The sequence below is a fragment of the Flammeovirga aprica JL-4 genome, from assembly GCF_012844305.1.
In the GTDB taxonomy this organism is placed as follows: domain Bacteria; phylum Bacteroidota; class Bacteroidia; order Cytophagales; family Flammeovirgaceae; genus Flammeovirga; species Flammeovirga aprica.
Genome location: NZ_JABANE010000023.1, coordinates 55,220 through 70,036, shown reverse-complemented (window position 1 = coordinate 70,036; position 14,817 = coordinate 55,220). Strand labels below are relative to the sequence as shown.

At 35.2% G+C, this 14,817-nt stretch carries 12 protein-coding genes; 9 read left to right on the top strand and 3 right to left on the bottom strand.

What is annotated here, in order from left to right; translation table 11 throughout:
* Positions 1-147: 147 nt before the first annotated feature.
* On the top strand, positions 148-2,574 hold the full coding sequence (locus HHU12_RS10660; RefSeq protein WP_169656723.1) for an ATP-binding protein: 2,427 nt from the start codon (positions 148-150) through the stop codon (positions 2,572-2,574).
* A gap of 2 nt (positions 2,575-2,576) precedes the next feature.
* On the opposite strand, the gene HHU12_RS10655 is transcribed toward HHU12_RS10660, so the two are convergent.
* A complete protein-coding gene (locus tag HHU12_RS10655; protein WP_169656722.1) occupies positions 2,577-3,560 on the bottom strand; it encodes a glycosyltransferase family 2 protein in 984 nt (327 codons plus the stop codon).
* Complete coding sequence (locus HHU12_RS10650; protein WP_169656721.1) at positions 3,550-4,650, bottom strand: AMP-binding protein; 1,101 nt, start codon at positions 4,648-4,650, stop codon at positions 3,550-3,552. Before HHU12_RS10650 ends, HHU12_RS10655 begins: the two co-directional genes overlap by 11 nt.
* A 95-nt stretch (positions 4,651-4,745) precedes the next feature.
* Between HHU12_RS10650 and HHU12_RS10645 the strand changes: the two genes are divergently transcribed.
* The 3 genes from HHU12_RS10645 (at position 4,746) to HHU12_RS10635 (ending at position 7,060) form a co-directional block, all read left to right on the top strand.
* Positions 4,746-6,326, top strand: coding sequence for a toxin-antitoxin system YwqK family antitoxin (locus HHU12_RS10645; protein ID WP_169656720.1), 1,581 nt, complete (start codon positions 4,746-4,748; stop codon positions 6,324-6,326).
* Between the two features lies 1 nt (position 6,327).
* Positions 6,328-6,633 (top strand): RNA-binding S4 domain-containing protein, encoded by a 306-nt coding sequence (locus HHU12_RS10640; protein ID WP_169656719.1) that lies wholly within the window; start codon positions 6,328-6,330, stop codon positions 6,631-6,633.
* Positions 6,634-6,802: 169 nt separating this feature from the next.
* Entirely contained in the window at positions 6,803-7,060 is a 258-nt protein-coding gene (locus HHU12_RS10635) for a hypothetical protein (RefSeq protein WP_169656718.1), read from the top strand.
* Here the strand turns inward: HHU12_RS10635 and HHU12_RS10630 are convergent, their stop codons facing one another.
* Positions 7,061-7,543, bottom strand: coding sequence for a tetratricopeptide repeat protein (locus HHU12_RS10630; RefSeq protein ID WP_169656717.1), 483 nt, complete (start codon positions 7,541-7,543; stop codon positions 7,061-7,063). It lies immediately after the preceding gene.
* A 159-nt stretch (positions 7,544-7,702) separates the two neighbouring features.
* Here HHU12_RS10630 and HHU12_RS10625 point away from each other — a divergent pair, with 159 nt between their 5' ends.
* The 5 genes from HHU12_RS10625 (at position 7,703) to ilvC (ending at position 14,551) form a co-directional block, all read left to right on the top strand.
* The gene (locus HHU12_RS10625) at positions 7,703-9,016 is read left to right on the top strand and encodes a M28 family metallopeptidase (RefSeq protein ID WP_205959850.1); all 1,314 of its coding nucleotides are present in this window, start codon (positions 7,703-7,705) and stop codon (positions 9,014-9,016) included.
* Between the two features lie 294 nt (positions 9,017-9,310).
* Entirely contained in the window at positions 9,311-10,438 is a 1,128-nt protein-coding gene (locus tag HHU12_RS10620; protein ID WP_169656715.1) for a DUF3179 domain-containing (seleno)protein, read from the top strand.
* A gap of 181 nt (positions 10,439-10,619) precedes the next feature.
* Positions 10,620-11,873, top strand: coding sequence for a glutamyl-tRNA reductase (gene hemA / locus HHU12_RS10615; RefSeq protein WP_169656714.1), 1,254 nt, complete (start codon positions 10,620-10,622; stop codon positions 11,871-11,873).
* 223 nt (positions 11,874-12,096) lie between these two features.
* Positions 12,097-12,981: an AraC family transcriptional regulator gene (locus tag HHU12_RS10610; RefSeq protein ID WP_169656713.1), complete on the top strand. Its 885-nt coding sequence runs from the start codon at positions 12,097-12,099 to the stop codon at positions 12,979-12,981.
* Between the two features lie 88 nt (positions 12,982-13,069).
* Complete coding sequence (gene ilvC, locus HHU12_RS10605) at positions 13,070-14,551, top strand: ketol-acid reductoisomerase (protein ID WP_169656712.1); 1,482 nt, start codon at positions 13,070-13,072, stop codon at positions 14,549-14,551.
* Positions 14,552-14,817 lie beyond the last annotated feature (266 nt).

Sequence of the window (14,817 nt, the reverse complement as noted above, 5' to 3'; positions counted from 1 at the left end):
TTTTTTATTAACATTATTATGCGAATAAATTTATTCTCTAAAAAAACTTAACAATATATGTAATTGAATATTTGCTAAGTAACTTTGTGTGTTTGACAAAACGACCACTTGTTATCAGTTAATAAAAACGGAAAACTTTCACCAAATTTGAGTTCACAGTCCAGATCCATATGGTGGGTAATTACCCTAACTACTTTCTGCTTTCTTATCATAGGCTATAAGGTTTATGAAAACGGAGGGAGCCAATCCAAGAAATTGGCTTTCGAAGTGACAAAAGAAAGAGCGGTACGCTATGGTGAATCCATTGAGTCAAGGTTGCAGACCTTGCTTGGTGAGATGCGCATGATAGGTAATGCTATGCGTGTGATCAGAGGTGACAAGGAATACAGAGACAAAGTGCTAGGAGGTTTGTTAGACCATACGGTTCAGAACTATTCTAATATAGAATCTTTATGGATGGTATTGTTTGACAGTGCCAATGAAAATCAACTGCTTTACAACCCTGTTTTTATAGATAAAGAATATGTGGACAGTAGAGGAAGGGCAAAAAATAAATTACTCCATACGCAATTAGATTGGGATAACTTTATCCTTAAAGATAGAATTCTTAATTCAAAAGAATCATTTGTAACGCTTCCAAAATATACCAACAGAGACGAAGATAATAAGTTTGTTGTACACGTTGTACAGCCCTTTTTTACACAAAAAGGAAAATTTATTGGGGCTGTGGGTAGTTCTATCCGATTGTCATTCTTCCAGCGATTCATTGAAGAAAGTGAAGATTTCGATAACAGATATGTATGCATTGCCGCACCAAACGGACAAATTGTTGGTTCTGTCAATGAAGCAGATATTGGAATGAACGATGGTATTCCTGCTTACTTGTTTGCCTCATTAAGAAATGATCAGAAAGTTTCACGTATTGTAGAAAACAGTGAAACGGAGCAAAGTTACTATGAGATGTTGTTCCCGATCAAAATTCAAGGAATGACTGAGCCGTGGGTAATTACTACTCGTGTACCTTTAAAAACGGTATTAAGAAGTTCTATTCAATCAAGAAACTTCACGATGGCGTTGGTTTTCCTTCTTTGGGTTATTATTACTTCTTCTCTCACATTTATGGTAAGTAAGTGGAAGAACGAATTGAATCAAAGAAGAATAGTAGTTGAAGAGTACAAGAAAACCAATGAACTGCTTCGAAATATCTTAGATAATTCTGATTATATCATGATGTACACTCTCGACCGCGACAAGCGATTGTTGAGTTGTAATAACAAATTCATGAAAATCACGGAAATGCTGACAGGTATCAAACTGAAAAATGGTATGTACCTGCTGGATATTTTTGATAAGATTAAAGAAAACAATAAAAATATACTTCAAAGCGAATATTTTGACCGCTGTATTAAAGGAGAAGATATTGTGGTAGTAGACCGTTTTAAAGGTTACTATTTCGAACAGTTCTTTAACCCATTTAGAAATACACAGGGCGAAATTATTGGGGTGACTTCTTTCTTAGTGGATGTCACAGAACTGAAGGATGCTCAGAAACAATTGGAGGTGCATAAAAACCACCTTGAGTTATTGGTAGAGAAGAGAACTAAGCATATTGAAAGACAAAACGAAGCACTTAGAACACAGTCTGAAAAACTCCGTTATGCACATGATGAGATCCGTGAACAAAACGTGGCATTAGAGCATAAGAGTGACGAGATCAAGACAAAGAACAGTGCTTTAAAGGACTCTTTAAATAAAACAGAAGATACATTATCTCAGTTGAAAGAGATGCAGGATCAACTTGTCAGTTCAGAGAAATTGGCGTCTATTGGTCAGCTGACAGCAGGCATTGCCCACGAAATTAATAACCCTATTAATTTTGTAGCGAATAATGTGCTTCCTTTAAAAGATGATATTGAAGATTTGATTCAAGCTTTCTCAGAATTGAAGAGACACGCTTCTGAAGAAGTGGTCAATGAAATAGAGGAAGACTATGAAGTGTCATTTGTGATTCAGGAAATCAGTGACTTATTAAAAGGTATTGAAGAAGGGGCTACAAGAACGACTCAAATTGTAATGGATTTGAAGACGTTTGCTAGAATGGACTCTACTAAATTTAAGGAAGCTAACCTTGAAGAAGGTATTGATACTTCATTGACTTTATTGAATAGTAAACTAAAGGATAGAGTACAGGTTCATAAACAATATGCAGATATTCCACCAGTGGTTTGTAACGAAAGTAAGATCAATCAGGTGTTTATGAATATTCTGAACAACGCTGAGCAGGCCATCAAAGGTGAAGGTAATCTGACAATCAAGACTTGGTATGATGCGAAAATGGTGTTTATCAAAATCTCTGATGATGGATCGGGTATGGATAAAGAAATTGTGAGTAAAATTTTCGATCCTTTCTTTACAACAAAACCTGTTGGATTAGGAACAGGATTGGGTATGTCTATTTCTTTTGGTATTATTCAAGATCATTCAGGAGATATAAAAGTCGATTCTGAAGTTGGAAAGGGAACTTCCTTCACAATATCACTGCCAATAGAAGGTCCTAGTAGTGATATTAGTTAATACTATTTCTTCATCACACTCCATTTCATAATAGGTTTCTGAATAGCAAAAGGAAGGAACAAAAATGCTAGAATTAATCGTTCCTTATTGTTCAGAAGGTTTAAATGTTGAATCAATATTTTTTTGTTGATAAAGTGCTTATATGAATGGATTGACTTCTCTATAAATTTAGATTCATTTTCTGAAAGTTCTTTTCTCTTTAAATAAAACCTTCTAAAAAAACTCCCGAATATCAACAGTGATTGTTTCTCAAATTTGAAGGCATGCTCCTCATAAATTCCCCTTTTTTGTAATAGCCCTTTTGTCTTATACTGTAGTTTAAATTGACCAAGAGAGGACATGGATAATGAATTGGTTACAGAGCTTTCATTTTGTCTATAAAAATAAATTCCATTATTGATTTTAAAGTTTTTCATTTTTAAAACCATTCTTCTTGTTAGAAATTCATCATCATATGAAGTCGCTATTGGAGAAAGGGCATAGGAAAACTCCTTGAACTCTGATTTGTAGACACCTGTTGCTGATACACTCCAATCTAAGGTATTGGAGAACATCTCGCTAGCACTGAAAAGTTGATTGTATTTCTTGGGAAGCCTAAAGTTCTTGTCTGGCGATTGTGGGTAAATATAATTTAGTGTAAAGAGTGAAGCATCGATATCCTCTCTGTTGAGTTGCTGTACTGCTAATTCAATAGCGTTTTCAGATAACCAATCATCACTATCCAAAAAACAGTAGTAATCACCGCTCATGGCATCCAATCCTTTATTTCGAGCTTGACTTACACCTTCATGTTCTTGTCGGATGACCTTGATTATTTTAGGGTATTCTTTTCTATATTCATAAAGCTTGGCTACACTTTTATCAGTGGAACCATCATCCACACAGATAATTTCAATATCCTTATAAGATTGATGAAGAAGACTATGGAAATAATCATCCAAGAATGCTTCACTATTAAAAACTGGGGTAATGATACTAACCTTCATGGTGTTCTAAAAAAAGCTGTATTGTTTCCTTTCTTTTTACTTTAAGTGTGTTTGTTTTGATAAACTCACCCATAGAGTGAATATTTTTAGGTAATTCGTACTTCGTAAACTGTTCCTTCAGTTCATCCATCAACTCTTTCTTTTCACTTTCTGTGAGTGATATTCCTTCAATAAATAAATTGGCTTCCTCCCCCAAACTGTCATGAGGTAGTGCCCCAATGAAAAGGTTGATAGCCGCATAATCCATTTTTTCAAGTATTTTAGAAATACAATTTTCAATTTTCTCCACTTGAATTTTTACGCCTCCCGAGTTGATGATATTATCCACTCTACCTAGCCATTCGAATGTATCTCTTGCAACTATTTTGACAACATCGTTAGTTTGAATTCTTTGATAATCTGTCATTGGGGCAATGATGTGTAGGCAATCTCTTTCATCTTGACCGATACTCACTCCCTCTAATGTGTGATATAGCTGATCACTTTCCGCACTAATACTTTTTAAAGCTATATGTGAAACACTTTCAGTCATCCCGTAAGTCATATATACTTTAGAACTTTCGAGTAATTCTATAATTTTATTTTCGAGATGTGAACTGATAGGCGCTCCACCAATAATGATATTTTTGACCTTCTGAAGTTGTTCCATTTCTTCCGGAACATCCAAACTGCATTGGACCTGCAAAGGGGCAAGAGCTACAAAGTCAAAAGGAGGCAGGAAAGGGTGTTTAAAAGGATGAGCGGAAGGAGCAAAAATCCATAAATTCAGATCAGCAACCAATGCTCTTACAATCATCATTTTGCCAGCGATGTAATCTGTGTTAAGACAACATAGTGCATTATTACCATTTCTTAAATTAAGAATTTTTGTAGTAGCAGTAGCACTTGAAATCATCTGATTTCTTGTTACCGTAATGCTTTTAGGAGTTCCCGTACTGCCAGAAGTTTGGAGCGTAAACTCTTCTTTTCCATTGAGCCATTCAAAACAGAAAACTAAAATATTATCAATAAAATCATCACCTTCAAGCGTAAAGTTGCCTTGCTTGATTTCATTACTTTCAAACTGTTGATTTGCGATATTAAGATGCATAAATGGCCTTATGTGAATTAAAAAGGTTTAATGAGGTTGCCATTATAGGAATGATAATTGATCTTTGTAGGATAAGATTAATCTCATATACCTAAATGGATAATAAAAATAAAACAATCAAAATTAATTCTTTGTGTCTTCTACTTTTATTTACTTTTTTTTCATTTAAAGTAATAGGACAAACTAAGAACAAGACCCTAATTAAAACCTATTATGACGATTGGGCTGGAATTGTTGCTGAAGAATTTTATGTAATTGATGGTGATTCTGCTCGTATTGACGGAGAATACAAACGATTTTTTCCCGGCTCAGATAACCTTATTGTAAAGTCTTATTACAAAGACGGTGTTTTGCATGGCACTTTTCAGGAGTTTTATGAAAATGGACAGCCTCACTTTATTGCTCATTATAAAAATGGCAGTCAAGAAGGTGCGTATACATCCTATTATGTAGAGGGAATGAAGAAAACTGAAGCTCAGTTTAAGAACAATGAGATGGTGGATGTGATGAAAAAGTACTACCAATCTGGCGAGCTTCAGATCAAGAATGATATCAAAAAAGGAACGTGGAAAGAATTTTATCCAACGGGAGAGAAAAAATCAGTTTCTCAAATGTCGGGAGAAAAGAAAAATGGACTGACGGAAGTTTTTGACATAGAAGGAAACCTTGTTCAAAAAGGTACTTATAAAGAAGGGGTGATTGATGGCATTTTTTATACTTATTTCCCAGCGTCAAATACAGTAAAAAAGCAAAGTCAGTTTATTGAAGGTAAGTTGGAAGGAGAGTCAAAGGAGTTTTATGAAACGGGTAAAATAAAAGAGATCATTCCTTTTGAAAACAACAAAGAACATGGGTTGAGAAAGGCATATTACCCTAGTGGGGTGCTGATGGCAGAGGAAAAGCTGATTGAAGGGAAAGTAACTGGAAATTATAAAAACTATTATGAGAACGGTCAGTTGAAAGCAGAGATGATCACAGCCATGGGCAAAGATCGTAAAGGTGTTTTTAGAGAGTTTTCAGAAGAAGGTGTGCTTTTAAAAGAAGGGCATATGCAACAAGGTAAAATGCATGGCACTACACAACTTTTCTATGAAGACGGAAAAACAAAAGCGTCTTATTTTTATGCGAAAGGAATTAAGAAAGGAGAGCAAAAGGATTTCTATGAGGATGGTACAACTGTAAAACAATTGGATGTGTATTCTAAGAATGCAACGGTACATACTTCAAAAGAATTTTATCCTTCAGGTGTCTTAAAAGCAGGAGGAAACTACCTTGGTAAGGTGAAAAATGGGGAGTGGAAGACCTATTATGCGGATGGATCTGTAAAAAGTGTAAAGGTATATCAAAAGGGATTTGAAGAAGGCGAGGCTTTTATTTACAGACAAAATGGCGTGCTTCTTACAAAAGAAAGATATAGAAAAGGCAGAATTGTAGGCATCAGAATGGAGTATCATGAAGATGGAAAAACAGTGCTTCATGAAATCCCTTATGACAAAGGAAACATTTATGGTATGGTCAAAAAGTACTATAATGATGGTACTTTGAGAGAAATTGGAAAAAAATACAAGGAACAGAAGCTTGGATCATGGAAATACTATGATGAAAGTGGTAACTTGGAGAAAGAAGAAATATATGAAAAAGGGAAATTGCTGAAAGTAAATTACCCGAACGAATAAAATGCGAATAGACAAATATTTATGGTGTGTACGAGTTTTTAAAACACGTACCGTAGCAACAGATGCTTGTAAAAAAGAAGAAGTATTACTAAACGGTCAAGTGCCGAAGCCGTCACAGAAAGTGAGCGTGGGTGATACTGTAAAAGTAAAAAAAGCTCCAATCTGGAGAACCTATAAAGTATTGAATGTGATTGATAAAAGAGTAGGAGCCAGTTTGGTAGAAGGAAATATTGAAGATATTACGCCTGAAGAAGAATTAAGTAAACTTCAGGAATATATTGATGAGAAAAAGTTTTACCTGCGATAAGTGAGGTAGTAATATGAAATCAAAAAAAAGAGGTGTTTTAAACAAATACCTCTTTTTTTTAACTGTAAATATATTTAAATTAAGAACTCAAGCACACAAGTACAATTTTGGTGTGATGCTTATTGAACCCTAACTTTTCAAAATGTCAATTAAATAACTTAACTATTATATGGAGTACATTCACTTTTTATTATTGATAATGTACCTTTCAATTGGTCTTGCTATTTGGTCATTTTACAAAACCTACCTTATGAAAGAGGACTCTTCAAGAGGTTCTTCATTCGGTAATGATGATGATGATAATAATGGCGGATGGCCTACAACTCCCAAAGAACCTGATTTAGATTTGCCTCCGGGTATCTTTATTTTACCTCCTAATGCTCCTGATCCAAGTAAGAAAGAGCCACAGGAAGTAACACTGGTATAATTATCTTCCTAATTTTTGCCTTAAAGTATATGCTTGAGCGGACAACCCTTCTTTATTCGGAATAATTCTCAGTAATATTTCCAAAGTCCTTAAAGTATGTACTTCTAATTTTATTTCTCTATAAATATTGCATAAACCTGATAAAGCCCCGAAGTGTCTAGGTTCTAATTCCAAAACCCTTCTTAAATCAGCCAATGCCTTATTGTATTCACCACGCATGTAATAAGCTACAGCTCTTTTATTATAAACCTCAGCATGTTCTTTATTAAACATTAATGCATGTGAGAAAGTAGCAATTGCGTCTTTATAATTTTCCCTTGTTAATTGTTCAACTCCTAAAACGATGACATCATCTAGAAAAGGATCTTCTGTTCTTTGCCATATTTCAATAATTGAACTTTCTAAATCTGAAATTTTTTCACTTTCGGTAGCTTTTTTTAATTCCTTAAATAAACTATCTACCTCTTCTGTATATTGTTTCATAATGGGATACTTTAGATTTTAGTAAAAATTCATTTACTTTTATACCGCAAAACCATAATTCTTTTGGATTGCGCCACACAACATTAATACATAAACGCCCTAAAAAAGTTTCTTACAGTTAAATTCATTAGGGAAAAACTTAACATATCTTCATAGTTCATGAGAATAATACAAACAATTTGTGGATTGACATTTATACTACTGATGGCTACCTTTCAAGTAACTTCAGCACAGACTATTAACAGAGCAACCCAAATAATTGACACATTAGCTAGCGATGCCCTGAGAGGAAGATTGGCAGGGAGTGATGGTGAAAAACTAGCCACAGATTACATTAGTAACGAATTCAAAAAATTAGGATTAAAACCAGCTGGAGAGAATGGTACTTACTTTCAGGTAATGACAAAATACCAGAAAGTCGTTCAGAATAATACTCTGGTTATTAATAAGGAAAATATAGCTTCAGATCAGTTTTTTGTTGATACAAACTTGGAGCAGATTTATTCTAAAAAAGCAAAAGAGCTTCAGGTAAAGGATATTCCCTCAGGGAAGTCATTAAAGGAGTTCCGTGAAGAATTACTGAAGGAGACAGCTGTGACAATGGTTTGGATAAAATCAGATCAACATAAAAAAGAATTAGCAACACTTCAGTTTAAAAGTGCGAATCAAAAACACTTAGAGGACGTTTCTTCAAAACAAGCAATCATTTGGGTAGTTCCTCCAGCATCTGCTTTAAGTAAATTCAAGAAAGTACTTTTGGACTTCAAACAGGAGGTGAAAAAAGTGGAGATGAGAAATGTGATGGCAAAACTTGAAGGTACTGCAAAAGCAAAAGAAGTAGTGATGATTGGTGCGCATCATGATCATATTGGTATTTTAGATGCTGTGCAAGAAGATTCAATTGCGAACGGAGCTGATGATAATGCCTCTGGAGTTTCAGCAGTGATTCAGATTGCAGAGTATTTTGCCAAAAGAAAAAGAGCGTACGCCAGAACTATCTTGTTTACAACTTTTACAGCTGAGGAGATTGGTCTAGTTGGCTCGGAATATATGGTAAGCAAAATGTCTGAAGAGGAATTGAAAAATATTGTTGCGCTAATCAATATTGAGATGATTGGAAAACCGTCAGCCAATGGAAAGAGAAAAGCCTATATTACGGGATATAATAAGTCTAATCTTGGTAGATTGATGCAGAAAAATGTACGTGCAGCAAGAATAAACTTCAATTTCTTCGCAGATCCATATCCGGATTTACAGCTTTTTATGAGATCTGATAATGCACCTTTCGCCGCTAAAGGAGTTCCTGCGCATACTGTATCTTCAACTGATATTGATTTTGACTCGTATTATCACACTGTAAATGATGAGATTCCTTCATTAGACTTCCAAAATATAGTAGAGGTAACAAAGGGAATTATTATTGGCATAGAGCCGATTGTTTCTGGTAGAGTGACACCATCTAGAATCAGATAAAATGATTTTATCAGAGTATGTTTGGAATATATATTTTAGAAGTGAAAATTTTCCATTTTAGGCTGTGAGGAAATTAATTTCAGAGAAAATAGTGGTTCTATAGTTGATGAAATTAATAAACTCACGTACTAAAAGGGTAAATTTTCACTAAAATAGATGTTTTAAACATGCTCTAAGGTGTAGGTTTTTTTGTAATTTTGTTGTCTAACAGATAAGAAGTGTATTTAGATTTGAACTACTTGATTACTTATCTTGATGGTGACAGAATAAACCTAATAGAAATAGATGAATTTTTTGAAAAATATATTGCTATTGTTTTTTACGTTTGGAGCAGTGAGTATTGCTTCAGCACAGATCAATAGAGTAGGGGTGAAAAGTGAGTGGACTACCAATGTAGACAATTCATCTATTTCATTGTATGAATATGAAAACCTAGTACCTAAGGACGCTTTCCAAAGTATAGACCACCCAAGGTTCTATAATGAGGAAAATGCGAAAGAAGAATACAAAGAGGAAGCCAATGTTGTAGTGGTAGCGGCAGGCCGTGAGTTTAAAGCTTATCCACTAGACTTTTTGATGTTTCATCAGGTCATAAATGATAGAATTGGTGGAATGCCTATCGCTATAACCTACTGCCCGCTTACAGATGCGGTGGAAGTTTACGAAAGAAGATTCCAGTATAAAGGTGTGCAGAGAGAACTTACACTTCACCCTTCCGGAATGATCAGAAAAAGTAATATTATACTTTATGATCAGCAATCTGAGTCATGGTGGCAGCAGTATAATGGCAAAAGTTATACAGGAGAATTCAAAGGGCATGAGTTGGTGAAATACCCGGTATTGAGAATGACGATGGGCCAGTACTTTGATAATTACAGATATGGTTTGGTGATGAAGTTTAATGAACGAGATGAATTGCTTCCTTACGGTAAAAACCCATACTATAATTATGACAATGTATTGGTGGAAAAACCATTGCACCTTAATTATATGCCAAGTGAAAGGCTGATGCCGATGGAAAGAATTGTTGCTGTAAAACTTTTGGACGAACATGTCATTTATCCGTTGGAAGATGTACAGGAAAGAGGTGTGATCAATGACAAACCGTTGGATATGTACATTGCTGTTTTTTATAGTGGAGCATCAACTTCCATGTTAGCCGGCAGGGATATTCATACCAATAAGAAAATTGGTTCAGTGGCTGTTTACTCTTCATTTCATGAAGGTCAATCTTTATCTTTCTCAAAAGAGGGAGAAGTATTTAGAGATGATCAAACGCAGTCAGTCTGGAATTTCAGTGGTCGATGCATTGAGGGGAAATTGAAAGGACAGCAGTTGAAAATGCTTAAATTCTCACAGAACTTCTCATTTCCTGAACTGGATTTTTATCCGAATAGCCTGATTTACAATATAAATTGGTAATCTTATCAAATAGATTGACTTTCTTCTAAGAACATCTTTAAATTTGTAATTAATAAGTACTTATACCTATATTATGGGCTGAAGAGTATTCTTTATTAAAGAATAACTTTAAAGATACCAACAAGGTAAAAGTTTATTTTAATGGTTAGGATCATTTCTAACCAATAGATTAAGTTAGTAAATGAAAGATTTTAAAGCCGTAAAATTATCATACAAAAATACTCCTCTAGAAGTTAGAGGGCAGTTTTCACTTTCTCAACAAGATTGTGAATCCCTGCTGAAAGTATACCAAAATGATGAACGTGTCAATGAGTTGTTATTGGTTTCTACGTGTAACCGAACGGAAGCTTATTACATGGCGGAAGAGGACCTTTCAAAAGATATAATCAAAGAAATCTGCACTCTCAAAGAGGTGGAGGAAGATAAGGCTTACAATTATTTTGAGTCGATGTCTTCTTCATCAGATGCTCAAATGCATTTGTTTAGAGTCTCAATGGGACTAGAAGCTCAAGTGGTGGGTGATATTCAGATTTCAAGTCAGGTGAAAAGAGCGTATCAATGGACTGCCGATCATGAAATGGCAGGGCAGTATCTTCACCGCCTGATGCACACTATTTTCAATGCCAATAAAAGAGTTCAGATTGAGACTGAATTCAGAGACGGTGCCGCTTCAGTATCATATGCTGCAGTGGAGATGATTGATGAAATCACTTCAGATGTTTCTAATCCAAAGATCCTCGTTGTAGGATTAGGGGAAATTGGTACTGATGCTGTTAGAAACCTTCAGAATACGGAAATCACTGATGTAACGATCATGAACCGTACGCTTTCTGTTGCTGAAGAATTGGCTGAAGAAACAGGTTATCAAGTAAGGGATTTTTCAGAATTATGGAAAGCAGCCAAAGAAGCAGACGTAATTATCTCTTCTCTTCCAATTGCTGATTATTTTAATGCTGATAATGTAAAGTCTCTTGATATTTTAGCCTTCAAATGCTTTATGGATCTATCAGTGCCTCGATCAGTAGCCGTTGATGTAGAAAAAATTCCAGGTGCATTAGTATATACCGTAGATGATATAAATGCTAGAGCTTCAAAAGCATTAGAAAAGCGTTTAAATTCAATTCCTAAAGTGGAAGCAATTATTGAATCAGCATTGACAGAGTTCAACAAAAGAACACAGGAAATGGAGTACTCACCAATCATAAAAGGATTAAAGAGTACATTGGAGGATATCAGATGCAGAGAGGTTCAGAAATACGAAAAGGAATTAAGCTCTAAGGAAAAGAAAAATATAGATAAAATCACTAAGAATTTATTGAACAAGATTGTTAAGATTCCGGTACTTCAATTGAAAACTACTTCCAATATTGATAAAAAGGAAGGACAGAAGATGGGTAAAATCATTAGTGATCTTTTTGATCTGGATAAACAGTAATTATCCATTAAAATAAATTGCAAAGAAAAGTGGTTATCAGAGATGGTATCCACTTTTTTTATAGCCTACATTATTTTTTGACTTCTATTTTAGAAAAATATTGGGGCTTGATAACATTCCAATAACATTTCGAAAAGTAAGGTTTGCATATTAATAGCTTCTTTGGTTTATTTGGCTTTATTAAGCTTCCAAACGAAAATAGATAAAGGTTTAAAACTTCCAATTGAAAAATCTAATCCCCACATACAGTCTAGATAAATTCAAACCTATTGGTAATTCAAAGCATCCTTTCCAAATTGAGGTGTTTGATGCCAATCGTCATTTTGAGGTGCAGTATCCTCACAAGCACGATTTTTTTGAGGTTTTGTTTTTGACTCAGGGGTCGGGGCTTCATGTGATTGATGACAATGAATACAAGGTAGAACCTCCGTGTATGTTTTTTTTGAGTCCAGGCCAAGCACATAAGTTGGAGTTGTCGAAAGACATTGCAGGCTATATCTTTCTGTTTACCGCTGAGTTTTATCTGATTGATAAGAGCAACAAAAACAAGTTGCTTGAGTTTCCTTTCTTTTTTAATCTCAAACAGGAAAACCCTCCACTGAAACTAGAGGAGCCAATGGATGTGGCTTTTCTTACACAGTTGTTCGTAAAAGGTTGTGATGAAATGGATCAAACGGATGTAGTTTCTCACGAAATGGCTAATTCTATTTTAGACTTGATATTAAATACCTGTAATCAGATCTACCCTAAAGAACAACGTGCAATCGAAAAAGGGAAGGGACATTTGATGGTTAAACGGTTTAGAGAATTGATTGAGGAAAAATACCAAGAGAATTTATCGGTTAGAGATTTTGCAGAATTCCTCAATGTGACGGAAAACCATTTAACTCAAACGGTGAAAGGACTCACAGGGAAAACATCAAAAGAGTTAATTATGGATAAGCAAGTGCTTGAAATTAAGCGACTTTTGAAGCATACGGACTTGACGGTTACTCAAGTTTGTCACTATCTCAACTTCAAAGATCAATCCTATTTCAGTAAGTTTTTCAAGAAGTTGACAGGGCAGACGCCGAATGCTTATAGAGAGCGATCATTGAAAAGTACCTAAACTTTATTTAAAATCACCACAATCTTATTGATTATTATCTTCACATTTGTGATAGACAAATAGATTTAAATTAAAAATATTATATACAATGGCAAATTACTTCAATACACTTCCATTAAGAGAGCAGTTACACCAACTTGGACAATGTGAATTTATGGATAGCTCAGAGTTCAGCGAAGGCGTTGAGGCTTTGAAAGGTAAGAAAATCGTAATCGTTGGCGCTGGTGCACAAGGATTGAACCAAGGTTTGAACATGAGAGACTCTGGTTTAGATATTTCTTATGCTTTAAGACAAGTTGCAATCGATGAGAAAAGAGCATCTTTTGTAAATACTTCTGAGGCAGGGTTCAAAGTAGGTACTTACGAAGAAGTAATCCCTACAGCTGACTTGGTGATCAACTTGACGCCAGATAAGCAACATACTAACGTTGTTGAGTCAGTAATGCCATTGATGAAACAAGGAGCTACATTATCTTACTCTCACGGTTTCAACATCGTTGAGGAAGGAATGCAGATCAGAAAAGACTTAACTGTAATCATGGTGGCTCCTAAGTCGCCAGGTTCAGAAGTAAGAGAAGAGTACAAGAGAGGATTTGGTGTACCAACTCTAATCGCAGTACACCCAGAAAACGATCCAGAAGGTAAGGGTTGGGCACAAGCTAAAGCTTATGCAGTAGCAACTGGTGGAGATAGAGCTGGATGTTTGAAATCTTCATTCGTAGCTGAGGTGAAGTCAGATTTAATGGGTGAGCAAACTATCCTTTGTGGATTGTTACAAACTGGATCTATCCTTTGCTTCGACAAAATGGTTGAAAAAGGAATCGATGCAGGTTGGGCTGCTAAATTCATCCAATACGGATGGGAAGTTATCACTGAGTCATTAAAGCACGGTGGTGTATCAGGTATGTTAGATAGATTATCTAACCCTGCAAAAGTAAAATGTTTCGAAGTGTCTGAAGAATTGAAAGACATCATGAGACCATTATTCCAAAAGCATCAAGACGATATCATTTCAGGTGAGTTCTCATCTACAATGATGAAAGACTGGGCTGAAGATGACAAAAACTTGTTGAACTGGAGAGCTTTAACTGGTGAGACTAACTTTGAGAAAACTGCTCCTGCTGATGTTGAGATCACTGAGCAAGAATTCTACGACAAAGGTTTATTGATGGTTGCTATGGTAAGAGCTGGTGTTGAATTGGCTTTCGAAACTATGGTAGAAGCTGGTATCATCGGTGAGTCTGCTTACTATGAGTCACTTCACGAAACTCCATTGATTGCTAACACAATTGCAAGAAAGAAATTGTTCGAAATGAACAGAGTAATCTCTGATACTGCTGAGTACGGTTGTTACTTGTTCGATCACGCATGTAAGCCGTTATTAACTGACTTCATGAAAGGTGTTGAAGCTGATATCTGTGGTAAAGACTACAACGAAGGTAAAGACAACGGTGTAGATAACGTAACATTGATCAAAGTAAACGAAGCTTTAAGATCACACGAAATCGAAGCTGTAGGTGCAAGATTAAGAGGAGCAATGACTGCTATGAAGCAAATTGCTTTAGGATAAGGAATACTATTTATATCCAATATATGAAGGCTCCCTTTTTGGGAGCCTTTTTTGTTTGTGATTTTTAGGCATTATATAATCAAAACTATGAATGATGCATTTAGATATAAAAAGAAAGAGAAGATTATTTCTAAGTAGTGGTAATTAATCGGTGTTTTCAACGCATTGCCCTGATTATTATGCCGAGATCAAAGAGGGAGTAAGAGGTGTTGATTCAACTTGGCATTAAAAAAAACGAGAGCATTCAGAAAAAAGAATGCTCTCGT

Excerpts from the sequence above, each read along its gene's own strand:
- ilvC (WP_169656712.1), top strand. The coding sequence starts at position 13,070 with ATGGCAAATTACTTCAATACACTTCCATTAAGAGAGCAGTTACACCAA.
- HHU12_RS10640 (WP_169656719.1), top strand. The coding sequence starts at position 6,328 with ATGCGAATAGACAAATATTTATGGTGTGTACGAGTTTTTAAAACACGT.
- HHU12_RS10625 (WP_205959850.1), top strand. The coding sequence starts at position 7,703 with ATGAGAATAATACAAACAATTTGTGGATTGACATTTATACTACTGATG.
- HHU12_RS10630 (WP_169656717.1), bottom strand. The coding sequence starts at position 7,543 with ATGAAACAATATACAGAAGAGGTAGATAGTTTATTTAAGGAATTAAAA.
- HHU12_RS10645 (WP_169656720.1), top strand. The coding sequence starts at position 4,746 with ATGGATAATAAAAATAAAACAATCAAAATTAATTCTTTGTGTCTTCTA.
- hemA (WP_169656714.1), top strand. The coding sequence starts at position 10,620 with ATGAAAGATTTTAAAGCCGTAAAATTATCATACAAAAATACTCCTCTA.
- HHU12_RS10650 (WP_169656721.1), bottom strand. The coding sequence starts at position 4,650 with ATGCATCTTAATATCGCAAATCAACAGTTTGAAAGTAATGAAATCAAG.
- HHU12_RS10635 (WP_169656718.1), top strand. The coding sequence starts at position 6,803 with ATGGAGTACATTCACTTTTTATTATTGATAATGTACCTTTCAATTGGT.
- HHU12_RS10655 (WP_169656722.1), bottom strand. The coding sequence starts at position 3,560 with ATGAAGGTTAGTATCATTACCCCAGTTTTTAATAGTGAAGCATTCTTG.